A 20,715-nucleotide genomic window follows, 5' to 3' on the forward strand; every position below is an offset into this window, starting at 1 on the left:
CCGGCGGCGCCGCGTTTCTCCCCCTGGCGATTACCTTGCCGCGTCCGCGGTCGGCGGATGCCGGCGCACCCACTCGCGGCGCTGCTCCGGCGTCATCGCGCGGAACTCCTTGCGCAGCGCGTCGCGCTCGGCCGGCGGCATCTGCCGCATCCGCTGGAACAGCGCCCGCATCTGCTCGCGCTGCTCCGGATTCATCGACTCCCAGCGCTTCATGCCGTGGCGCGCGCGCTTGCGCTGGTCCGGGCTCAGCTCGCGCCAGCGCTGCGCGTGGTTGAGCATCCGCGCGCGCTGCTCCGGCTGTGCATTCCAGCGTTCGCGCAGCGGCGCGATCAGCTGATCGCGCTGGGCCGGGGTCAGCTGCTCCCACGCCGGCAGCGTGGTCGGAGTCGTCGGCGTGGACGCGGGCGCGGCCGCGACGGGGGAGGCGGCCGCCGCCGGCAGCGCCAGCGACGCCGCGGCCAGCAACGCGGCCGTCAGCAGCGGCCGAAGCGCCGTCCGCATCGACGGATGGATCCGGTGGACTCGCATGGATCAGTTCTCCAGGGCAACGAGGTCGGCATCGCTCGATGCCAGCCACAGGTAGAGATCGGGGTTTTCGTCGAGCGTGGCGACATCGCCTGCGTCCGTGACTGGCGTCGATGGCGCGGCGCCACGCGCCGCGGTCGCGCCCGGGGGCGTCGCCGTGGCCGGCCCGCGCTCCGGCAGGCGCCCGAGCTGCAGGGCGATCGCCAGCGCGGCGACCGCGGCGACGCTCGCGCCGAGCGCCCATGCGCCGCCGTGGCGCGGCCGCGCGGCGCCGCTGCGCGCGGCGCGCAGGCGCTGTCGTGTGGCGGGCGACACGGCGCCGAGCGCCTGCCGGTGCAGGTCGCGCATCGCCTCGTCGAATCGGGTGTCTTGCTCGTTCATTGCCAGTCGTCCAGGTGCTTCTTCAGTGCGTCGCGTGCGCGCGACAGGTGGGTCTTGACCGCGCCTTCGCTGCAGCCCATCGCGCGTGCGGTCGTCGCGACGTCGAGCTCTTCCAGCACGCGCAGGCTGAACGCCTCGCGCTGGCGCCGCGGCAGCGTGCCCAGCGCGTCGGCGAGGCGGCCGTAGGCTTCGCGGCCGTCGTGCGTGCGCGACGGGTCCGGGCCATCGTCGGCCCAGTCGATCGCGCTGCCGTCGTCGTGCGCGGGCTCGGGCACCAGCCAGCGCAGGCGGAACATGCGGCGCCGCTGCGCGTCGACGATGCGGCTGCGCAGGATGCTCCAGAACAGCGGCGTCCACTCTGCGGACGGCCGCTCGCGGTAGGCGAGCATGCGGATCATCGCGTCCTGGACGACATCGAGCGCGTCCTCGCGCTGGCGCAGGCCGAGCTCGGCGAAGCGGAACGCGCGCGTGCCGATGCCGGCGAGGAATTCGTCCAGCGACGCCGGCGCGCGAGCCGCCACGGCCGCAGCGGACGCGGCAGGCGCGGCTTCCAGTTCGGGCAGGGCGCTCACGTCGCGCAGCATACGGCCGCCGGATCAGTGCCGCCGGTCCCAGCGTCGCTCGTAGCGATCGCCGCGCCGGTCCAGGTGCGCGTCGATGCGATCGCCGCGGCGGTCGTACTTCGCGGCGATGCGGTCCCCCTTGCGGTCCAGCCGCGCAGCGCGGCGGTAGTCGCCACGCGCGGCCCACAAGGCGGCGCGGTGGTCGAGGCGGTGGTCGATGCGCTCGCCCCGGCGGTCGAGCTGGCGGTCGATGCGGTCGCCGCGATGGTCGAGCCGGCGTTCGACACGGTCGCCGCGGTCGGCGGCCGTGGCGGTGGCGCTGGCCGCTAGCAGGGCGGCGGCCAGGATCAGTCGATGCTTCATGGATGCTCCTCGCTGGGCGGGGCGCCGCGTGGCGCGCCGTGCGAGTGGGTCAACGCCGGCGTGGCACCCGGGTTGACAGCGCCTCGGTCGCGTTCAGGGATGGTTATGATGCGGACGACACCGCACGGGGACGCAGGCGATGCAGGACGGGTTCGTGGCGCTGTACATCTTCATGCTGGCGGCCATCGCCGGGAACGTGATCATTTCGCGGGTGCCGGTGATCCTGCACACGCCGCTGATGTCCGGCTCCAACTTCATCCACGGCATCGTGCTGATCGGCGCGATGATCGTGCTCGGCCATGCCGACAGCACGCTCGAGAAGGCGATCGGCTTCGTCGCCGTGCTCCTGGGCGCCGGCAATGCCGCCGGCGGCTACGTCGTGACCGAGCGCATGCTCGACATGTTCAAGAGCAGCAAGCCGCCGGGTGGCGCGTGAGCCGCGGCGCATCGGGCGTGGCCGTGCGTCCGAGGGCGTCGCTCCGCGATGTCTTCCAGTGGGTCAGCTACCTGCAGTACCCGGCCATGCTGGCGGCGCTGGGCTACGCTGCGAAATCGGCGTGGTCGTGGTCCGCGCTCGAGGCCACGGGCTGGTCTCCGGTCCATGACGACTGGAACTACCTGCTGCTGTACGCCGGCATCGGCATCGGCCTGTCGTCGCTGCAGGACCCGACCCGCACCCAGAACGAGGTATCGCGCCGGGTGTGGCAGGACCCGCGCAAGGGCCGCTGGATGCTGGCGCTGCTGGGCATCTACGCGCTGGGCGCGCTGGCGGTCGGGCTGGCAGGCGCGTACATGGCTGGCAGCACGGTCGTGAACCAGCTGTCGCTCGGGCTGGTGGCGCTGGGGCTCGGCATGATCGGCCTGCTGAAGACCGCCATCGAGATGCGCGAACACCATCGACTGGACAGGGGCGCCGACGAGGCGTCGGCAGGGAGCCGCGCATGACCGCGCTGACGCTGGTTAAGCTGAGTTACTTCGTGGCGGCGACGCTGTTCCTGCTGGGCCTGCAGCGCATGGCCAGCCCGCGGACCGCGCGCAGCGGCATCCAGTGGGCCGGCGTCGGCATGCTGATCGCCACGGCGGCGACGTTCTTCCTGCCGGGCCTGCACAACCTCGGATTGATGGTCGCGGCGATCGTCATCGGCGTGGGACTGAACTGGTTCTGGGGCAAGAAGGTCGCGATCACCGACATGCCGCAGATGGTCGCGCTGTTCAACGGCATGGGCGGCGGCTCGGCGGCGGCTATCGGCGCAGTGGAGCTGGTGCGGCTGTCGACGGGCACGGCTTCGGCGAACGAGCCGCAGATGTCGACGTTCACGCTGTCGCTGGCCGTCGTCGGCGCGCTGATCGGCGCCGTGTCGCTGACCGGCTCGGTGATCGCCTGGGCGAAGCTCGACGGGCGCATGGACAAGCGCTACGCGTTCCCGGGGCAGCAGTGGTTCAACGCGCTGGTGGCACTGGCGGCGGTCGCTTGCGGCGTGATGGCGCTGACCACGCTGGCGATGCCGTGGATCATCGCGTTCTTCGTGCTGTCGCTGGCGCTGGGCGTGCTGATGACGCTGCCGATCGGCGGCGCCGACATGCCGGTGGTGATCTCGCTGTACAACGCATTCACCGGCCTGGCGGTCGCGTTCGAGGGCTACGTGCTCGGCAACGAGGCGCTGATCATCGCCGGCACAATGGTCGGCGCGGCCGGCACGCTGCTGACCCAGCTGATGGCCAAGGCGATGAACCGGCGGATCAGCAGCGTGCTGTTCTCCAGCTTCGGCGGCGGCAGCGCGGCGATGCAGGAGATCGGCGGGTCGCAGAAGCCGATCGAGGCCGGCGACGTCGCGGCGATGATGGCCTACGCCGAGCGCGTGGTGATCGTGCCCGGCTACGGCCTGGCGGTGGCGCAGGCGCAGCACAAGGTCTGGGAGCTGACCCAGAAGCTGATGGAGCGCGGGGTCAAGGTGAAGTTCGCGATCCACCCGGTCGCCGGGCGCATGCCGGGCCACATGAACGTGCTGCTGGCCGAGGCCGGCGTGCCGTATGACCTGATCGCCGACATGGACGACATCAACCCCGAGTTCCCGAACACCGACGTGTCGCTGGTGATCGGCGCCAACGACGTGGTCAATCCGGTCGCCAAGACCGATCCGGCCTCGCCGATCTACGGCATGCCGATCCTCGACGTGGTCGCCTCGCGCAACACCGTGGTGATCAAGCGCGGCAAGGGCACGGGCTTCGCCGGCATCGAGAATGCGCTGTTCTACGCCGACAACACCCGGATGCTGTACGGCGACGCGGCCAACGCGGTGGCGTCGCTGGTCAGCGAACTGAAGGCGCTCGACGGCGGCCACTGAGCCCTCCGCCACCGCGGCGTCGACTCAGTCGGGGTAGCAGAACTCGCCGTCGACGCGGGTGGTGATCACGCCGCTCGCGCGCGTGCCGCTGACGAACAGGTGGCCGCTCACGCCGGCGAATTCGCCGCTGCCTTCCACGACGCGCTGGTGCGCGGTCACCGCGCCGGGGACGGTCACGCCGGTCTCGCGCATCAGCAGGTTCCCGCGGTCGGTGCGGTACTCGAACGGGCCGCTGTACGGCACCGAGCCGGGCGAACCGGACGCGGCGGTGCCGACGCTGTCGGCACGAAAGTGGGTCACGCCGACCAGGCCGTGGTTGCCGGTGACCTCGCCGAGGAAGCACGAAGCCAGGCCCGGGTTGCAGCCGGTGGTCGATGCGACTTCCACCAGGCTGGCGTGGACGGGCTTGCAGTCGGTCGCCTGCGCGGCGCCGCCGGCGGCGAGCAGGGCGATGGCGATGCGTATCGGGGTGCGCATGGGTCGGGTCCTCGTGGGTTGTCCTCGTGGGTGGAGGCGGCGCGCGGCGGCAGGCGGCTGGCGAGTACCGCGCGCGCGCGGCGGCGCGACGCGATCGGGTTGCCGTCACGCCGCCTCGGCGCACGCCGCCGTCGCGGCGCGGCGCGCCTGCGTCGCGGTGACGCCGAACGACGCCTTGAACGCCCGGCAGAACGCGCTGGCGCTTTCGAAGCCGAGCGCATCGGTGATGGCGGCCACCGGGAGCGCGGTGTCGCGGACGAGCTGCCACGCGCGCTCGTCGCGCAGGCGGGCGGCGTACTCGGCCGGCGTCTCGTCGAACACCTCGCGGTAAAGCCGGATCAGGTGGCACGGCGAGTAGCTCGCGCAGCGGGCCATGCGCGCGGTGTCGAGGCGGCCGTCGCTGTGGCGCCGGATCAGGTGCTGCACGCGCAGCAGCCGCAGCATCGTGTGCTCGCGGCGCTCGGCGGTGCGGCCGGTGCAGCGCGGCAGCCGCGCGCGCAGGTCGAACTGCTGTTCGCGCAGCGCCGCGGCGAAGGCCGCCAGCCGATCGTCGAGCCGGCCGTGCACCGAGGGGTCGCCCGCGGAGCGAGCGAGGCGCAGCGCGGCACGGCGAAGCGCGGGCGAGGCGGGATGTTCGGTGGGCAACACCAGCGGTGGATCGAGGGCTTCGGTTGCGCCTGCGGGCGGGGCGCGCCATGCGGCGTGGGGGCCGGCGACGAGCAGCGCGGCGCGGGCCGCACGGCCGCGCACGGGGCCGTCGCGCCAGACCAGCACCTCGTGCCGCGGCAGCGTCCAGGCATGGCCGCCGGCCTCGACGTCCAGCGCCCCGGCGATCGGCAGCCACGCGGACGTCCAGCCGGCCGGGACCTCGACGCGCCCCTGCGGACCGAGCCGCACCACGTGCAGCGGCCCGTTGGCGCCGGTCGGCAGCGTCGTCGTGCGAGCGCGAGTCGGGCGCGGGCGCGTCGCTGTCGGGTCCGTCACGGCCATGATCGGCTCCTCGCCGGTCGGTGGCCGGCGTTGTCGCCACGCTAGGTGGACGGGCGGCCCGCCGGGAGCGCCAATCCGGCGCGCGTCGATGGAGCCAATCCGGGCCGGGTCCGCGCGGCGAGGGCGCTCGGCACGCCGACGAGGCAGGCGTACGCGGTGGCGCAGGCCAGCCGCCAGTCCAGCGGCAGCGGCGCGGTCGGCGCGGCAGACCCCAGCGGCACGGCGACCTCGAACAGGAGGACGTACGCCGCCAGTCCGTACGCCAGCCCGCCGACCCGCGGGTGGCGGCGCCAGCCGTCGTCGAGCTGCGCGAGGGCCTGGTAGCCGGCGACGACCGCCGCCGTCACCGCGGCGTACACGGCCACGCCGAGCGCCGCGGTGGTGGCGCCGCCGGCGATCGCGGCGTCGCGGCCGAGCACCCAGCCGGCGATCGACTGGGCCACCCGCAGCGGCGGCAGGCCGTCGCGCAGCAGGCCGAACGCCGTCGCGAACGCCAGGTCGAGCGCGCCGAGCAGCAGGCCCAGCGCGAGCCACTGCCGCCACCTCGGACGGCAAAGAGCGTGCGGTGCGGCCCGGGCATGAGAGGCATCGCGCAGCAGGGCGGGGCGGAGCGGGGCGGAGGCAGACATCGGAGTGGCCTCGGTGGGGAAGTCGAGCGGTTGCCGGCGGCCGGCCGGGCCGGCGCTGGGGCGCGGGCTCGGCGATTGGCCCCATGACGCGCCCCGGAATTGGCACTGGCAAGATCCAAATCGACCCGCTCGAATGGAGCCAATCGCCCGCCGCGGCGGACCGGAGCCCACCGATGCACCTGCAGCTCGACGGCAGCGGCCCGCTGCACATCCAGCTGACGCGCGCGCTGAAGGGCGCGGTGTTCGGCGGGCGGATCGGGTGCGGGGCGCGGCTGCCGCCGACCCGATCGCTGGCGCGCGAGCTCGGCGTGTCGCGCAACACCGTGCTGGCCGCGTATGACCAGCTGCGTGCCGAGGGCTTCGTCGACGCCCGGGTCGGCTCGGGCAGCTACGTGGCACCGTCGCTGCAGCTCGCCCGCCCGGCGCCGGCCGGGGGCAGCGAGACGCCGCCGCAGTCGGCGTTCGCCGCGCGGGCGCGGCGCGTCCACGACCACGCCAACATCCCGGGCCGCCGGATCGACGGCGTGCGCCACTCGTTCCAGTACGGCGTGCCGCTGACCAACCCGGCCCTGACGACGGCGTGGGCGCGCGAGCTCGCGCACGCGGCGGCCTACACCCCGCCCGGCTACCCGATGACGCAGGGGCTGCCGGCGCTGCGCGAGGCGGTGTGCGACTACCTCGCGCGCCGCCGCGGCGTGCAGGCGCGGCCGGAGGACGTGGTGATCGTCGCCGGCACCCAGCAGGCGCTCGCGCTGACGGCCCGGGTGCTGCTCGATCCCGGCGAGACGGCGCTGATCGAGCAGCCGCACTACCCGGCGATCCGCGAGATCCTGCAGATCCACGGCTCGCAGGTGTCGACCTGTGCGGTCGACGGCGACGGCCTGCGCGTCGACGAGCTGCCCGTGCGTGCGCCGAAGCTGATCTGCGTGACGCCGTCGCACCAGTTCCCGACCGGCGCGGTGCTGTCGCTGCCGCGCCGGATCGCGCTGCTCGACTACGCGCGCGAGCACGGCAGCTGGATCTTCGAGGACGACTACGACGGCGAATTCCGCTACGACGCGCGCCCGCTGGCGGCGCTGCGCTCGCTCGACGGCGCCGGGCGCGTGGTCTACGTCGGCACGTTCTCGAAGGTGATGCTGCCGTCGCTGCGGCTGGGTTACGTGGTGGTGCCGGCCGGGTTGCGCACCGACTTCGTCAATGCCAAGTGGCAGGACGACTTCGGCAGCCCGGCGATCGAGCAGGCGGCGCTCGCGCGGTTCATGGCCAATGGCGGCTTCGAGCGCCACCTGCGGCGCAGCGGCAAGGCGCTGCGCCAGCGTCGCACGGCGCTGATCGCCGGGCTGCGCGCGTGCGGCGGGGGTCGGCTGGAGATCGCCGACTCCCGCGCCGGCATGCACCTGGTGGTGTGGCTGCGAGACCGCAGCGCGGCCGACGGCGAGGCGCTCATCGCGCGCGCTCGCTCGCTCGGGCTCGGGCTGTATTCGATCGCGCCGCACTACCTCGGCGGGCTTGACCGCGCCGGGCTGCTGCTCGGCTACGGCGGGCTGTCGGTGGCCGAGATCGAGCAGGCGGTGGCGCTGTTCGCCGCGTGCCTCGACGAGGCCTGAGGCTCAGCGCGTGGTGAACACGGCGACGAGCAGCGCCAGCGCGATCCACGCCAGGTCGGCCGCGCTGTTGACCAGCTGCGCCAGCGTCCACGCCAGGTTCGGGCCCAGCCGCAGCGCGGACATCAGCGGGTCGTAGCCGAGCATGCCGCCGAGCTGCGCGGCCGTGATGAACCAGTTCGCCGCGACCACGACCAGCGCCGTGGCCAGCACGCCGATCGCGAGCCGGCCGCGGCCGCGCGGCCACTGGCCCAGCCGCAGCATCCACGCGATGTCCAGCGCGCCGACCACGGCCATCCAGCTGCACTGACGGTTCGTCGCCAGCGCCAGCAGGATCCACACCGCCGCGAAGCCGCCGGCGCCGAGCACCAGCAGCAGCCACGACATCGCGCCGGCGCGGGGCCGGACGGGGGCGGGGGACATCGGAGCGGCAGTCATTGCGCGGGCGGTCGGGCGTCGGCGGGCGGCCGCGCAGGATACCGGCATTCGCGCGACGCACCGTTCCCACGGCCGGCCGGCGCGGCGCGGCCGGTAGAATGGGCGCTTGCGCCGCGCCGGCGTTGCCCCCATCCGAGCCGCATGTACTCCCGAAGCAGTGAACCGGTCCGATTCGAACGCGACTGCGCCGCCGTCCTCGTCCCCCAGGGCGAGGAGGTGACGCTGCCGGCGGGCACCGTCGGCTACATCACCCAGGCGCTGGGCGGCAGCTACACGGTGTTCGTCGAGGGCAACCTGATGCGCATCCACGGCCGCGACGCCGACGCGATCGGCAAGGAGCCGCCGGCGCCGATCGAGCTGCCCGACGGCGCCGACGACGACGCGGTCGAGAAGCTGGTCTGGCAGCAGCTGCGCACGTGCTTCGACCCGGAGATCCCGATCAACGTCGTGGACCTGGGCCTGGTGTACGAGGCGGTGGTCGGCGCGCACGCGGAGCAGCCGGGCCAGCGCCGGGTCGAGGTCAAGATGACGCTGACCGCGCCGGGCTGCGGCATGGGCGACATCCTCGTCGACGACGTGCGCAGCAAGCTCGAGATGATCCCGACCGTCGCCGAGGCCGACGTCGACCTGGTGTTCGACCCGCCGTGGAACCGCACCATGATGTCCGAGGCGGCGCGGCTGGAAACCGGGATGTTCTGAGCCGGGCCGCGCCCGGTGGTGGAGCAAAGGCGCCTGCGGGCGCCTTTTTGCTGGGCGCGGCGATCGCCCGGCCGGGCCGAGGGCCGTGTTCGGCCGCGTGGCGGCGGGGCCGCCTGCCCGTTGTCTTTACCAATCTGAACGACGAACGGCGTTCAGCTGCGGACGAGCGGTGGCCGGTGTAAACGTTTCGGGTCGAGAACGGTGGCGTATGTCACAAAAACAACCCCTTTTTTGCTGCACCTGCAGCGTGAACAGTTTCTAACCGACCCGTTACTTTCGGCAGGTGGCGCGATCAGGGGGTAACGCCACGCACAAGTCCGGACACCAGGCGCGGGAAGGTCGACGACCTCGACGCGCACGGGGAGCCTGACGCTCTTCGTCGCGGGACCACCCGCGGCTTTTTTCACTCTTCGGGGGTTACACACAGATGTCGAAGCTTTCTTCGCGCCGCCTGCGCGTGCACGCGCTTGCCGCCGCCACCGCGCTCGTCCTGTCCTCGACCGTCGTCCTGCCGGCCAGCGCCGCAGGCCGGTTCGACGTCAGCGGGCTGCAGTCCAGCCAGACGCACGACCGTTTCATCGTGAAGTACCGCGACGGCAGCACCGAGCACGCCAGTGCGCCGGCCCTGCAGCGTTCGCTGAAGGCCGCCGGCGACAGCGCCGGCCGCAACTTCGGCCTGAGCCACGTCCGCCGCACGGCGACCGGCGCCGAAGTCGTCCGCACCGCGCGCAAGCTGGACCGCGTCGAGGCCGAGACGCTGATGCGCCAGCTCGCCGCCGATCCGAACGTCGAGTACGTCGAGGTCGACAAGATCAACCGCGCGCTGCTGACGCCGAACGACACCAGCTACTCGCAGCAGTGGGGCTTCAACGGCACCTACGGCATGAAGGCCCCGCAGGCGTGGGACATCACCACCGGCACCGGCAGCGTCGTCGCCGTGCTCGACACCGGCATCACCAGCCACAGCGACCTCAACGCCAACATCCTCCCGGGCTACGACTTCATCGTCGACACCGCGGTGGCGAACGACGGCAACGGCCGTGACAGCGACGCCAGCGATCCGGGCGACTGGACCACCGGCCAGTGCGGCCCGGCCAGCAACTCCAGCTGGCATGGCACCCACGTCGCCGGCACCATCGCCGCAGTCACCAACAACGCCAAGGGCGTGGCCGGCGGCGCGTTCGGCGCCAAGGTCGTGCCGGTGCGTGTGCTCGGCACCTGCGGCGGCTACGACTCCGACATCGCCGACGCGATCATCTGGGCCTCGGGCGGCACCGTCAGCGGCGTGCCCGCGAACGCCAACCCGGCCGAAGTGATCAACCTCAGCCTCGGCGGCTCCGGCGCGTGCGGCACGACGACGCAGAACGCGATCAACTCCGCCGTCAGCCGCGGCTCGACGCTGGTCATCGCCGCCGGCAACGACAACACCAACGTGTCGAACGCCTCGCCGGCGAACTGCAACAACGTCATTGCGGTGGCGTCGATCACCAGCACCGGCGCGCGCTCGAGCTTCTCCAACTACGGCACGCTGATCGACATCGCCGCGCCGGGTTCGACGATCCTGTCGACGCTCAACGCCGGCACCACGTCGCCGGGCGCCGAGAACTACGTCAACTACAGCGGCACGTCGATGGCCACCCCGCACGTGGCGGCAGCGGTCGCATTGCTGCAGGCCGCGGCGACCACGCCGAAGACGCCGGCCGAGATCGAAGCGTTGATCAAGGGCAACGTCACTGCGTTCCCGTCCACCCCGTCGCAGACGATCGGCACCGGCATCCTCAATGCCAAGGCCGCGCTCGATGCGGTCAACGGCACCACGCCGCCGCCGACCGGCGGCACGCTGACCAAGGGCGTGGCGGTGACGAACCTGTCGGCCGCGACCGGCACCTCGCTGAACTACACGATGGTCGTGCCGTCGGGCGCCAGCAACCTGACGTTCACCACGTCGGGCGGCACCGGTGACTCCGACATGTACGTCAAGTTCGGCAGCGCGCCGACCGACACCGTGTACGACTGCCGTCCGTACCTGTCGGGCAACGCCGAGACCTGCACGATCGCCGCGCCGCAGGCCGGCACGTACTACGTGCGGCTGAAGGCGTACGCGTCGTTCTCGGGCCTGAGCCTGGTCGGCAACTACAGCACCAGCACCGGCGGCGGCGCGCAGACGTACAGCAACACGTCCGACTACGCGATCGCCGACAACGCGACCGTCGACAGCCCGATCACCGTGTCCGGCCGCAGCGGCAACGCCCCGAGCACGGCGTCGGTGACGGTGGCGATCGTGCACACCTACATCGGCGACCTGAAGGTCGACCTCGTGGCGCCGGACGGCTCGCTGTACAACATCCACAACCGCACCGGCACCAGCACCGACAACATCAACAAGACGGTGACGCTGAACCTGTCGACCGAGCTGCTCAACGGCACCTGGAAGCTGCGGGTGAACGACAACGCAAGCGGCGACACCGGCTACATCAACAGCTGGTCGGTCACGTTCTGATGCTCCACGCCACCCCCGGGCCGTGCCCGGGGGTGGTGGTTCCGCGCCGGCCGGCGTTGCCGCGCGCCGCAGTGCTTCCCGCCCGTTCGGGCACCACGCCCCGCATCCCAGTGCAGAGGATGCCGTTCGCCGCCGCGCTCCCGTCGCTTCGGGAGGCCCCGGCCTTGGTCCGCGCCCTGCTCGCGGCCCGACGATCCCGATCGCCGCTGGCGGTCGTTCCCCTCCGGCCCGTCGCACGCGCGGCGGCGTCGCCTGGCCCTTCGCGTTTGCCTGAGCCGCACGTGCGCCCGCAGGGCGTCGTGCCGCCCATGCGCCGGAGCCGGTCCGTTCCACACCCGCACGAACACTCAAGGAGCTCCAACGGATGAACCGCTCTTCGTTCCTGATGCACGGCGCGCTGCTGTTCGGCGCCAGCCTGTTCTCCACCGCCGCGCTCGCCGGCCAGCCGCTGTTCCTCGGCGAGCAGGCCCCGTCCCAGCGCGCCGCCGGCGTCGCCGCGAGCCTGGCGCGCAAGCCCGACACGCAGGGCGTGCGCGTGATGCGCGCCGATGCGTCGGTGGTCAGCGCCGCCACCCGCGAGATCGAGCTCGACCTCGGCCTCAAGCGCGTCAACGCCGTGCTCGAGCAGGCGACCGACTCCGGCACCGGCAGCCTGGTGTGGGTCGGCCAGATCCGCGAGACCGCCAAGCCGCGGCCGAACCTCACCCGCGAGGTCCGCCACGACGCCGCGAACTCGGCGATCCTGGTCCGCCGCGACGGCACGGTGACCGGCAACGTCCGCGTCGACGGCCAGCTGTACCGCATCCGCCCGCTGCCCGACGGCGGGCACGCCGTGGTCGAGGTCGACGAGAGCCGCATGCCGGCCGACCACCCGGCCGAGTTCGCCGACCTGCCGAACATCACGATGGACCGCCCCGGCACCCGCGCCGCCGGCAGCGGCGACTTCACCGCGATGGCGATCGACCCGGGCGCGACGCAGACGATCCGCATCCTCGTCGCGGCGACCAACCAGGCCGTCACCGGCTACGGCGGCAACATGCAGTCGCTGGTCGAGCTGGCCGTGGCCGAGTCGAACCAGGGCTACGCGAACTCGAACGTCGGCATCAACCTGGTGCTGGCCGGCTACACGACGGTGACCTACACCGAGTCGGGCAGTTTCAGCACCGACCTGTCGCGCTTCCGCGGCACCAGCGACGGTTACATGGACGGCATCCACGCGACCCGCGACCAGCTCGCGGCGGACGTGGCGCTGATCGTGCTGAACAACTCGAGCTCGTGCGGCCTGGCGTCGGGCATCGGCTCGACCGCATCGACCGCGTTCGCATCGGCGTACTGGGACTGCATCACCGGCTACTACAGCTTCGCCCACGAGATCGGCCACCTGCAGTCCGCGCGCCACGATCCCGCCGCCGATCCCACCACGACGCCGTACGCGTACGGCCACGGCTACCGCGCGCCCAACAACGCCTGGCGCACGATCATGGCCTACGACTGCACCGGCGGCTGCCCGCGGCTGAACTACTGGTCGAACCCGGACGTGACCTACGGCGGCGTGGCGATGGGCACGGCGACGCAGAGCCACAACCAGCGCGTGCTGGTGAACACCAAGGCGACGATCGCCAACTTCCGCGGCGCCACGGGCGGGGGCGGGCAGACGTACAGCAACGGCACCGACTACGCGATCGGCGACAACAGCACGGTCGACAGCCCGATCACCGTGTCGGGCCGCAGCGGCAACGCCCCGAGCAACGCGTCGGTGACGGTCGCGATCGTCCACACCTACCAGGGCGACCTCAAGGTCGACCTCGTCGCGCCGGACGGCTCGTTGTACAACATCCACAACCGCAGCGGCGGCAGCGCCGACAACATCAACAAGACGGTCACGCTGAACCTGTCGAGCGAGCCGCTCAACGGCACGTGGAAGCTGCGGGTCAACGACAACGCCGGCGGCGACACCGGCTACATCAACAGCTGGTCGGTGACGTTCTGACCGGCGCGATCCGCTGACCGGCTGAAACGAGAAACCCCGGCGCAGGCCGGGGTTTCTTAATGCGATCGACGGTCGGCGCGCGACGCGTCAGCCGATGGATTCGAAGCGGTTGGCCTCGACGTTCTTGCGCACCCTGGCCGGGTCCCAGATGCGCCCGTTCATCGCGATGTACACGCCCGGCGGCAGCGACTGCACCGCGCCGACGGCGGTGCCGATGTTGAACTCGGCGTCGGAGCCGCGGAACCGCGCCGGGCTCAGCGCGCCGGTCAGCACGATCGTCTTGTCCTTCAGGCTGGCCAGCACGCGCGCGGTCTCGACCATCGTGTCGGTGCCGTGGGTGACCAGCACGTGCCGCGCCGGCTGCGCGGCGATCGTGGCGCGGATCAACTCGCGGTCGTCGTCGCTGATGTGCAGCGAATCCTTGCGCAGGATCGGGATTACCGTGAACGGGAACGACACGCCCAGCTCGCGCAGCATGCCGCCGATCTGCGGCTCGCCGATCTGGTAGTCCGACTTGTCGTCGAAGTAGATCTTGTCGATCGTGCCGCCGGTGCTGACGATGCAGAGCTGGTCCATCGGAGTGTCGGTTTCGCGGGGTGCGGCGATTATAGGCCGCTCACGCCGCCGGCTTGCGGCCGAAGCGCGCGCGCAGGCCCGGCAGGCTGGCGGTCACGACGATCAGTACCGACAGCGCGACCTCGACCAGTGCGTACGCGCGCTGGGCCGGCTCGGCGTACGCGATCATCACCCCGTGGCTGAACCACGCCAGCGCGATCACGCCGGACCAGAACGCCGCCGTGCGCCGCTTGAACAGCAGGCCGGCCAGCAACAGCAGCGGCGGCAGCGCGAAGAACGCGACCGCCGCCTGATCATCGCGGAACCAGATCACGTACAGCGCGACCAGCAGGCCGAGGGCCAGCCGCAGCAGCAGCGACGACGGGGCGCGCGCGGACGGCGCGCTCACGGCGCCAGCCTCTGCGCGACCTGGGCCAGCCGGCGGCCGAGCGCACGCGCGAGCGCGGCCTCCTCGTCGGTGGGCTGCGGGTCGTCGTGCGGGCCGGCGACGTGGCTGGCGCCGTACGGCGTGCCGCCGCTGCGGGTGCTGCTCAGCAGCGGCTCGGTGTACGGGATGCCGACGATCACGCAGCCGTGGTGCAGCAGCGGCACGTGCATCGACAGCAGCGTCGCCTCCTGGCCGCCGTGCATCGTCGCGGTCGACGTGAACGTCGCAGCCGGCTTGCCGACCATCGTGCCGCTGGTCCACTCGGCGGTGAGCCCGTCGAACCAGTGCTTCACCGGCGCGGCCATATTGCCGAAGCGGGTCGGCGTGCCGATCGCGTAGCCGATGCACTCGGCGACGTCGCGCGGCTCGACGTACGGCGCGCCGTCGTCGGGCACCGGCGGCGCCGCGGTCTGGGTCACCGAGGCCACCGGCGGCACGCTGCGCACGCGCGCGCTCATGCCGTCGACTTCGCCGACGCCGCGCGCGACGTGGCGCGCCAGCCGCGCGACCGAACCGCCGCGACTGAAGTACAGCACCAGGATCTCGGCCATGGGTCCTCCTCGGGCCGCAGAGCATAGGCGATGCGGGCGCGACCATGCATCGGTTACGCTCCGGTCGATGGAGCCCCTGGACTCGCTCAACCGCTGGATCGACCGCTCGCGCGATCGCGCGCGGATGGGCACGTTCTTCCGCTTCCTCGCCAAGCGCTTCCTCGATGACAACCTGTTCCAGGCCGCCGGCGCGCTGTCGTACACGACCGTGTTCGCGCTGGTGCCGCTGTCGATGGTGGTGTTCGGCGTGCTGTCGGCGTTCCCGGTGTTCGGCGAGTGGAGCGACCAGCTCAGCGCGTACATCTTCAACAACTTCGTCCCGTCGGCCGCCCGCTCGGTGCAGGACTACCTCAAGGAGTTTTCGGCCAACGCCGGCAAGCTGACCACCGCCGGCGTGATCGCGCTGCTGGTGTCGCTGCTGATCACGCTCAACGGCATCGAGGCGACGTTCAACCGGATCTGGCGGGTCAAGGCGGCACGGCCGAAGTTCGGCCGCTTCCTGGTGTACTGGACGGTGCTGACGCTGGGCGCGCTGATGGCCGCCGCGAGCCTGGCCCTGTCGGTGCGGTTCTTCTCGCTGGACGTGTTCCAGACCGATGCGGGCCGCCTCGTCGAGGGGTTGATGCTGCGGCTGACGCCGTTCGTGATCGAACTGTTCGCGTTCGCGGCGATCTTCCGCGTGGTCCCGCACCGCACCGTGCAGTGGCGGCACGCGTTCGCCGGCGCGCTGCTGGCGGCAGTGCTGTTCGAGCTGGTGAAGTCGGGCATCGGCCTGTACCTGGGCACGTTCGACGGGTACTCGAAGATCTACGGCGCGCTGGCGGTGGTGCCGATCTTCCTGCTGTGGATCTTCCTGAGCTGGGTGTCGATCCTGCTCGGCGCGTCGCTGGCATCGACGATGTCGGCGTTCCGCTACCAGCCGGCGAACATGCGCCTGCCGCACGGCTACGAGCTGTACGGCCTGCTGCGGATGCTCGCGCGCTTCCAGCAGGCGCGCGGCAGCGGCCGCGGCCTGCACAGCGACGAGATCCAGAAGCTCGAGCCGATGCTGACCGACGCGCTGGTCCAACAGATGCTGGCGCAGCTGTGCGAGATCCGCCTGCTGACGCGCGCCGAAGGCGGCGAGTGGGTGCTGGCGCGCGACCTCGACGACCTGATGCTGGCCGAGCTGTATGAAGCCTGCCAGCTGCGCATTCCGATCGCCGAAGCGCACCTGCCGTGCCGCGAGGACACGCTCGGGCACTCGGCGGTCGCCGCCATCGATGAACTGCGCATCCCGCTGCGCGAGCTGCTCAAGCGCCGCGTCTCCACCATCCATGCCGAAGGGGATATCCCGTGACCCACACCTCGACCGCGCGCACGCGCGTGCTGATCTGCGCCTCGCTGGCCGTGCTGCTCGCGGCGTGCAAGCCGTCGACCGAAGCGCCGACGGCTGCGGCCCCGCAGCCCAAGCCGGCGACCGCCACCGGCGCGCCGCCTGCCCCGGCGCCGGACGCATCGGCCGAAGCGCCCGACGCGGCCGCATCGCAGCCGCCGGCGTCGACCGGCCCGCGCGAACTCAAGCTCCCCGCGATCGACGGCAGCACCTACGACCTGGCCGCGCAGCGCGGGCAGTGGGTCGTCGTGAACTTCTGGGCGACCTGGTGCGCGCCGTGCCTCAAGGAGATGCCCGAGCTGTCCGCGCTCGACGCGATGCGCGAGGACGTCAGCGTCGTCGGGCTGGCCTACGAGGAGATCGACGTGCCGGCGATGAAGGCCTTCCTCGCCAAGCGCCCGGTCGTGTACCCGATCGCGATCGTCGACACCTACGACCCGCCGGCCGCGTTCGACACGCCGCGCGGCCTGCCGATGACCTACCTGCTGAAGCCCGACGGCACCGTCGCCGAACAGTTCCTCGGGCCGGTCACCGCCGAAAGCCTGCAGGAAGCGATCGCGAAGGCCGGTGGCCCGGCGGCCAAGACGCCCGCCAAGGGCTGAGGCCACGCGGATGGCGGCCGCGCGCTTCGTCGTCTCCGGCCGCGTACAGGGCGTGGGCTTCCGCTACGCCACCCGTACGCAGGCGCTCGCGCTGGGCGTGCGCGGCCATGCGGTGAACCGCGTCGACGGGACGGTCGAAGTGCTGGCGGTCGGCGAGCCCGGCGCGCTCGACGCTCTGGGGGCGTGGCTGCGCCGCGGGCCGGACCACGCCCGCGTGGATGGGGTGGAGCGGACGGAGCTGGAGGCGCCGCCCGGCGTCGGCGCGGGGTTTGCGACCGGCTGACGCCGGGTCAGTCGGCGTCCACCGACGGAATCGGCTTCAGCACCCCGTAGCGCTCCTTCTTCGGCTTGCCCGGCAGCGGTGCGAACTCGATGTCGGACTCCGGCACCTCCAGTTCGGGCAGGCGCGCCAGCAGGTCCCGGATCAGCGTGATCCGCCCGCGCTTCTGGTCGTTGAAGTCGACCAGGGTCCACGGCGCGTGCGCGGTGTGCGTCGCCTTCAGCATCGCTTCGCGCGCCCGGGTGTAGTCGTCGTAGTGGCGGCGCGCCTGCACGTCGACCGGCGACAGCTTCCAGCGCTTGAGCGGATCGGCGAGGCGCTCGGCGAACCGCTCCTCCTGCTTGGCCTGGTCGCAGCACAGCCAGTACTTGAACAGCACGATGCCGTCGTCGACCAGCATCTGCTCGAACGCGGGCGCCTGCTGCAGGAACGCCTCGACCTGCGCCGGCGTGGCGAAGCCCATGACCTTCTCGACCCCGGCGCGGTTGTACCAGCTGCGGTCCATCAGCACGATCTCGCCGGCCGCGGGCAGGTGCGGCATGTAGCGCTGGAAATACCACTGGCGGCTCTCGCGCTCGCTCGGCTTCGGCAGCGCGACGACGTGGCACTGGCGCGGATTAAGGTGCTGGCGGATCGCGTTGATGACGCCGCCCTTGCCGGCGGTGTCGCGCCCTTCGAGGATCACCACCACCCGGCGGCCGGTGTGCTGCACCCAGTGCGCGGCCTCGGCCAGCCGCAGCTGCAGCGGCTCGAGCAGGGCGTCGTACTGCTTGCGCTTGAGCTTGCCCATCGCGGCCGGCTTAGCGCTTGGCCGTCTTGCGCGGCGCGCGCGGCGGACGCGCGCGGCGGACGCCGGCCATCGACGTGGCGACTTCGATCAGCGCGCCGCGCTGGGTCGGGCTCAACTCGCGGTACGCCGCCAGCAGCTCGTGCTCGCCCTGCGTGCGCGCCGGGTCGAACGTGCTGGCCAGCTCCGCCAGCAGCGCGCCGGCGGGCACGCCGAACGTGCGCGCCAGCGCGTCGAGCTGGTCCTTGCCCGGCAGCTTCTCGCCCTGCATCCATGCGCTCACGGTGGCGACGCCCGCGCGCGGGATGGCCGTGGCGATGTCGGCGGGGCTCATGCCGCGGGCCTTGGCCAGCAGGCGCAGCGTGGTGGCGAGCGGCATGTCGATCACTCCGAAGGTTCGCGCAGGCGCGGGCGCAGGGTGGCGAGGTTGCACGGCCGGGTGCGCGCGTCGAGCTGCGCGCGGATGATCTTTTCCCATGCGGTGCGGCAGGCCGAGGTCGAGCCGGGCAGGGCGAACACGAACGTGCCGTTGGCCAGGCCGGCGAACGCGCGCGACTGCAGCGTCGAGGTGCCGATCTCGTCGAAGCTCAGCGCGCGGAACAGCTCGCCGAAGCCGTCCATCGTCTTGTCGAGCAGCGGGCGCAGCGCCTCGGGCGTCGAGTCGCGGCCGGTAAAGCCCGTGCCGCCGGTCACCAGCACGCCGTCGACCGCGTCGTCGGCGATCCAGCGCGACACCGTCGCGCGCAGGAGGTAGCGGTCGTCGCGGTGCAGCGCGCGCTCGTGCAGCACATGACCCGCCTCGGCGAGCGCGCTGGCGAGGTAGTCGCCGGAGGCGTCGTCGGCCAGCGTGCGCGAGTCGGACACGGTGAGCACGCACAGGCGCAGCGGGAGGAAGTCGCGTTCGGCAGTCATGGCGGCAGTGTAGGACGCGCCCCGGCCCGCCGCGACCGCTAGGGGCCGGCCAATCCGCCGACGACGCGGGCGAAGTCGCGCGCGAAGCCGTGCATGTCGAACAGCCCGCTGGCGTCGCGCTGGCGCGCCACGCGTTCGCGCAGCGCACGCCGCGCGTCGCGGTCCCGGCCCAGCGCGACGGCCCGCGCGACGAATGCCTCGTCGCTGTCGACGTTGAGTTCGGGCAGGCCGAGGTGGTGATTGAGGCTGCCGGCGACGCGGGCGGCGAAGGTGTCGCCCGGGCGGGTCAGCACCGGGCAGCCGGCCCAGATCGCATCCGACGCGGTCGTATGCGCGTTGTAGGGCTCGGTGTCGAGGAACAGGTCGGCCTGTTGCAGGCGCGCGAGGTACTCGGCGTGCGGCTGCTTGGCCATGAACACCAGCCGCGCGGGATCGACGCCCTGCGACTGCGCGAACGCGCGCAGGCGCTCGTCGGCGCGGCCCGGCCCCGACAGCAGCCACAGCACGCTGCCCGGCACCGCGCGGAGCACCGAGAGCGCGCGCGCAACGCTGCGCGGGTTGAGCTTGTAGCTGTTGTTGAAGCAGCAGTAGACGACCGCGTCGTCGGGCAGGCCGCAGTCCGCGCGCGGCGGCGGAGGCGGAATCGCGCGCGCGGTGTCGCTGGGCTGGAAGCAGCGCGGCAGGCGCACCACGCGTTCGCTGAAGTGCGGTGCGAGCGCGTCGGGCAGCACGAACGCATCGGCGAGGACCGCGTCGATCCACGGCGCACCGGAGGTGCCCGGGTATGCCAGCCAGTTCACCTGCACCGGGGCCGGGCGCATCGCCAGCACCTCCGGCGCGCCGCCGCCGCCCCAGCCGCGCAGGTCGAACAAAACGTCGATCGCGGCGAAGCGGATCTGCTGCGCGACCGCGCCGTGCGGCCGGCCCGCGACGTCGTGCAGCGTCGTGGCCGCCGCGAGGCGCCGGCGGATCGCGCTGCCGTCGTCGCGGTTCAGCGCGAACAGGTGCACGTCGACCCCGGCGTGCGCTCGCAGCGCTTCGAACAGCGCCGCGGTCAGCAGCCCGGTCGGGTGCGCGCCGAAGCCGTTCGACAGGAAGCCGATGCGCAGCGCGCCGGCACTGGCGCTGCGCGCGGATGCCGGGGGCAGCGGGCGCACGGCGCGCGCGACCAGACCGGCACGCAGCCGCGCGCACTGCAGCTGTTCGGCCGGCGTCGCGTCCTCGCTGAGGAACGCGAACGGCTCCACCGAGGCCGTGCCGTCGCGCACCGCCGCGCGCACCTGCGCGGCGAGCGCGTCGAGGTCGCGCCAGTCACACAGCTTGCGCCGCCATGCGAGCAGGTAGGCGGCGATCTGCGGTTCGTCCGGCGCCAGCGCATGCGCGCGCGCATAGGCCTCGGCCGCCTCTTCGGCGGCGCCGACGTCCTCGAGCGCGTGGCCCAGCCACAGCGCGATGCCGGGGTGCGCCGGCGCGGCGTCGGCCGCGGCGCGCAGGCTGTCGACCGCGTCGTCGCGGCGACCGAGCATCCACTGCGCGCGGCCGAGACGCGCGAGGGCTTCCGGATGCCCGGGCACCAGCGCGAGCGCGCGTTCGCAGGCGGCCTGGCCGGCCGCGGCGTCGCCGGCGTCGAGCTCGTGCTCGGCCAGGACAATCCACGCCATCGCGTCGCCCGGCGACCGCTGCGCCCGCAGGCGCGCCTCG

General features: G+C 72.5%; 24 protein-coding genes and 3 pseudogenes. 12 read left to right on the forward strand and 15 right to left on the reverse strand.

Annotation, left to right across the window (positions count from 1 at the left end; genetic code table 11):
- Positions 1–30: 30 nt before the first annotated feature.
- The 4 genes from D3A60_RS04250 to D3A60_RS04265 are packed head-to-tail and all read right to left on the reverse strand — an operon-like array spanning position 31 to position 1,832.
- Complete coding sequence (locus tag D3A60_RS04250; RefSeq protein ID WP_407062750.1) at positions 31–528, reverse strand: DUF3106 domain-containing protein; 498 nt, start codon at positions 526–528, stop codon at positions 31–33.
- 3 nt (positions 529–531) lie between these two features.
- Positions 532–906, reverse strand: a complete 375-nt coding sequence (locus tag D3A60_RS04255; RefSeq protein WP_119717428.1) for a hypothetical protein — start codon at positions 904–906, stop codon at positions 532–534.
- Entirely contained in the window at positions 903–1,469 is a 567-nt protein-coding gene (locus tag D3A60_RS04260) for an RNA polymerase sigma factor (protein WP_231120410.1), read from the reverse strand. The genes D3A60_RS04255 and D3A60_RS04260 overlap by 4 nt, the downstream gene beginning before the upstream one ends.
- A 33-nt stretch (positions 1,470–1,502) precedes the next feature.
- Positions 1,503–1,832, reverse strand: coding sequence for a hypothetical protein (locus tag D3A60_RS04265; protein ID WP_119717430.1), 330 nt, complete (start codon positions 1,830–1,832; stop codon positions 1,503–1,505).
- A gap of 139 nt (positions 1,833–1,971) precedes the next feature.
- Between D3A60_RS04265 and D3A60_RS04270 the strand changes: the two genes are divergently transcribed.
- The 3 genes from D3A60_RS04270 to D3A60_RS04280 are packed head-to-tail and all read left to right on the forward strand — an operon-like array spanning position 1,972 to position 4,177.
- Complete coding sequence (locus D3A60_RS04270; protein ID WP_119717431.1) at positions 1,972–2,268, forward strand: NAD(P) transhydrogenase subunit alpha part 2; 297 nt, start codon at positions 1,972–1,974, stop codon at positions 2,266–2,268.
- Positions 2,265–2,777 carry a hypothetical protein gene (locus D3A60_RS04275; RefSeq protein WP_119717432.1) on the forward strand — a complete coding sequence of 171 codons (513 nt, stop codon included), beginning with the start codon at positions 2,265–2,267 and terminating at the stop codon, positions 2,775–2,777. The genes D3A60_RS04270 and D3A60_RS04275 overlap by 4 nt, the downstream gene beginning before the upstream one ends.
- Complete coding sequence (locus D3A60_RS04280) at positions 2,774–4,177, forward strand: NAD(P)(+) transhydrogenase (Re/Si-specific) subunit beta (protein WP_119717433.1); 1,404 nt, start codon at positions 2,774–2,776, stop codon at positions 4,175–4,177. Before D3A60_RS04275 ends, D3A60_RS04280 begins: the two co-directional genes overlap by 4 nt.
- A 24-nt stretch (positions 4,178–4,201) precedes the next feature.
- Here D3A60_RS04280 and D3A60_RS04285 read toward each other — a convergent pair whose 3' ends face one another.
- The 3 genes from D3A60_RS04285 to D3A60_RS04295 all read right to left on the reverse strand — a co-directional run bounded on the left by D3A60_RS04285 (position 4,202) and on the right by D3A60_RS04295 (position 6,273).
- Complete coding sequence (locus tag D3A60_RS04285) at positions 4,202–4,654, reverse strand: hypothetical protein (RefSeq protein ID WP_119717434.1); 453 nt, start codon at positions 4,652–4,654, stop codon at positions 4,202–4,204.
- 105 nt (positions 4,655–4,759) lie between these two features.
- On the reverse strand, positions 4,760–5,644 hold the full coding sequence (locus D3A60_RS04290) for an AraC family transcriptional regulator (RefSeq protein WP_119717435.1): 885 nt from the start codon (positions 5,642–5,644) through the stop codon (positions 4,760–4,762).
- Positions 5,645–5,685: 41 nt separating this feature from the next.
- On the reverse strand, positions 5,686–6,273 hold the full coding sequence (locus D3A60_RS04295) for a hypothetical protein (protein ID WP_119717436.1): 588 nt from the start codon (positions 6,271–6,273) through the stop codon (positions 5,686–5,688).
- Positions 6,274–6,446: 173 nt separating this feature from the next.
- Here D3A60_RS04295 and pdxR point away from each other — a divergent pair, with 173 nt between their 5' ends.
- The gene (gene pdxR / locus D3A60_RS04300; RefSeq protein ID WP_119717437.1) at positions 6,447–7,880 is read left to right on the forward strand and encodes a MocR-like pyridoxine biosynthesis transcription factor PdxR; all 1,434 of its coding nucleotides are present in this window, start codon (positions 6,447–6,449) and stop codon (positions 7,878–7,880) included.
- 3 nt (positions 7,881–7,883) lie between these two features.
- Here the strand turns inward: pdxR and D3A60_RS04305 are convergent, their stop codons facing one another.
- Positions 7,884–8,300 carry a hypothetical protein gene (locus tag D3A60_RS04305; RefSeq protein ID WP_231120387.1) on the reverse strand — a complete coding sequence of 139 codons (417 nt, stop codon included), beginning with the start codon at positions 8,298–8,300 and terminating at the stop codon, positions 7,884–7,886.
- A 156-nt stretch (positions 8,301–8,456) separates the two neighbouring features.
- Here D3A60_RS04305 and sufT point away from each other — a divergent pair, with 156 nt between their 5' ends.
- The 5 genes and pseudogenes from sufT to D3A60_RS14690 all read left to right on the forward strand — a co-directional run bounded on the left by sufT (position 8,457) and on the right by D3A60_RS14690 (position 13,504).
- Positions 8,457–9,014, forward strand: a complete 558-nt coding sequence (gene sufT, locus D3A60_RS04310; RefSeq protein ID WP_119717439.1) for a putative Fe-S cluster assembly protein SufT — start codon at positions 8,457–8,459, stop codon at positions 9,012–9,014.
- Positions 9,015–9,441: 427 nt separating this feature from the next.
- Positions 9,442–11,151, forward strand: a pseudogene (locus tag D3A60_RS04315) (S8 family serine peptidase); the annotation flags it as partial.
- A gap of 132 nt (positions 11,152–11,283) precedes the next feature.
- Positions 11,284–11,514: pseudogene (locus D3A60_RS14685) on the forward strand (proprotein convertase P-domain-containing protein); the annotation flags it as partial.
- A gap of 364 nt (positions 11,515–11,878) precedes the next feature.
- Positions 11,879–13,144 (forward strand): annotated as a pseudogene (locus D3A60_RS04320) (zinc-dependent metalloprotease); the annotation flags it as partial.
- Positions 13,145–13,270: 126 nt separating this feature from the next.
- Complete coding sequence (locus tag D3A60_RS14690; RefSeq protein WP_231120412.1) at positions 13,271–13,504, forward strand: proprotein convertase P-domain-containing protein; 234 nt, start codon at positions 13,271–13,273, stop codon at positions 13,502–13,504.
- 87 nt (positions 13,505–13,591) lie between these two features.
- Here the strand turns inward: D3A60_RS14690 and D3A60_RS04325 are convergent, their stop codons facing one another.
- Genes D3A60_RS04325 through wrbA form a run of 3 tightly spaced genes read right to left on the reverse strand, consistent with a single transcriptional unit; the run spans position 13,592 to position 15,058 of the window.
- Positions 13,592–14,080, reverse strand: coding sequence for an asparaginase domain-containing protein (locus D3A60_RS04325; RefSeq protein WP_119717441.1), 489 nt, complete (start codon positions 14,078–14,080; stop codon positions 13,592–13,594).
- Positions 14,081–14,120: 40 nt separating this feature from the next.
- Positions 14,121–14,468, reverse strand: coding sequence for a DUF2069 domain-containing protein (locus D3A60_RS04330; protein ID WP_119717442.1), 348 nt, complete (start codon positions 14,466–14,468; stop codon positions 14,121–14,123).
- Positions 14,465–15,058, reverse strand: coding sequence for an NAD(P)H:quinone oxidoreductase (wrbA, locus tag D3A60_RS04335; RefSeq protein ID WP_119717443.1), 594 nt, complete (start codon positions 15,056–15,058; stop codon positions 14,465–14,467). Before wrbA ends, D3A60_RS04330 begins: the two co-directional genes overlap by 4 nt.
- A gap of 67 nt (positions 15,059–15,125) precedes the next feature.
- Between wrbA and D3A60_RS04340 the strand changes: the two genes are divergently transcribed.
- From D3A60_RS04340 to D3A60_RS04350, 3 genes are read left to right on the forward strand one after another with little or no spacing between them, the layout of a single operon-like run.
- Positions 15,126–16,397, forward strand: coding sequence for a YihY family inner membrane protein (locus D3A60_RS04340; RefSeq protein ID WP_119717444.1), 1,272 nt, complete (start codon positions 15,126–15,128; stop codon positions 16,395–16,397).
- The gene (locus tag D3A60_RS04345; RefSeq protein ID WP_231120388.1) at positions 16,394–17,035 is read left to right on the forward strand and encodes a TlpA family protein disulfide reductase; all 642 of its coding nucleotides are present in this window, start codon (positions 16,394–16,396) and stop codon (positions 17,033–17,035) included. Before D3A60_RS04340 ends, D3A60_RS04345 begins: the two co-directional genes overlap by 4 nt.
- 10 nt (positions 17,036–17,045) lie before the next feature.
- Positions 17,046–17,318, forward strand: coding sequence for an acylphosphatase (locus D3A60_RS04350; protein ID WP_119717445.1), 273 nt, complete (start codon positions 17,046–17,048; stop codon positions 17,316–17,318).
- A gap of 7 nt (positions 17,319–17,325) precedes the next feature.
- On the opposite strand, the gene ppk2 is transcribed toward D3A60_RS04350, so the two are convergent.
- Genes ppk2 through D3A60_RS04370 form a run of 4 tightly spaced genes read right to left on the reverse strand, consistent with a single transcriptional unit; the run spans position 17,326 to position 20,675 of the window.
- Positions 17,326–18,105: a polyphosphate kinase 2 gene (ppk2, locus tag D3A60_RS04355; protein ID WP_119717446.1), complete on the reverse strand. Its 780-nt coding sequence runs from the start codon at positions 18,103–18,105 to the stop codon at positions 17,326–17,328.
- A gap of 10 nt (positions 18,106–18,115) precedes the next feature.
- Positions 18,116–18,481 (reverse strand): helix-turn-helix domain-containing protein, encoded by a 366-nt coding sequence (locus D3A60_RS04360; RefSeq protein ID WP_119717551.1) that lies wholly within the window; start codon positions 18,479–18,481, stop codon positions 18,116–18,118.
- Between the two features lie 5 nt (positions 18,482–18,486).
- Positions 18,487–19,014, reverse strand: coding sequence for a molybdenum cofactor biosynthesis protein B (gene moaB, locus D3A60_RS04365; protein WP_119717447.1), 528 nt, complete (start codon positions 19,012–19,014; stop codon positions 18,487–18,489).
- 38 nt (positions 19,015–19,052) lie between these two features.
- Positions 19,053–20,675: an O-linked N-acetylglucosamine transferase, SPINDLY family protein gene (locus tag D3A60_RS04370; protein ID WP_119717552.1), complete on the reverse strand. Its 1,623-nt coding sequence runs from the start codon at positions 20,673–20,675 to the stop codon at positions 19,053–19,055.
- Positions 20,676–20,715 lie beyond the last annotated feature (40 nt).

Source organism: Cognatilysobacter tabacisoli, assembly GCF_003586305.1.
Classification (GTDB): Bacteria; Pseudomonadota; Gammaproteobacteria; order Xanthomonadales; family Xanthomonadaceae; genus Cognatilysobacter_A; species Cognatilysobacter_A tabacisoli.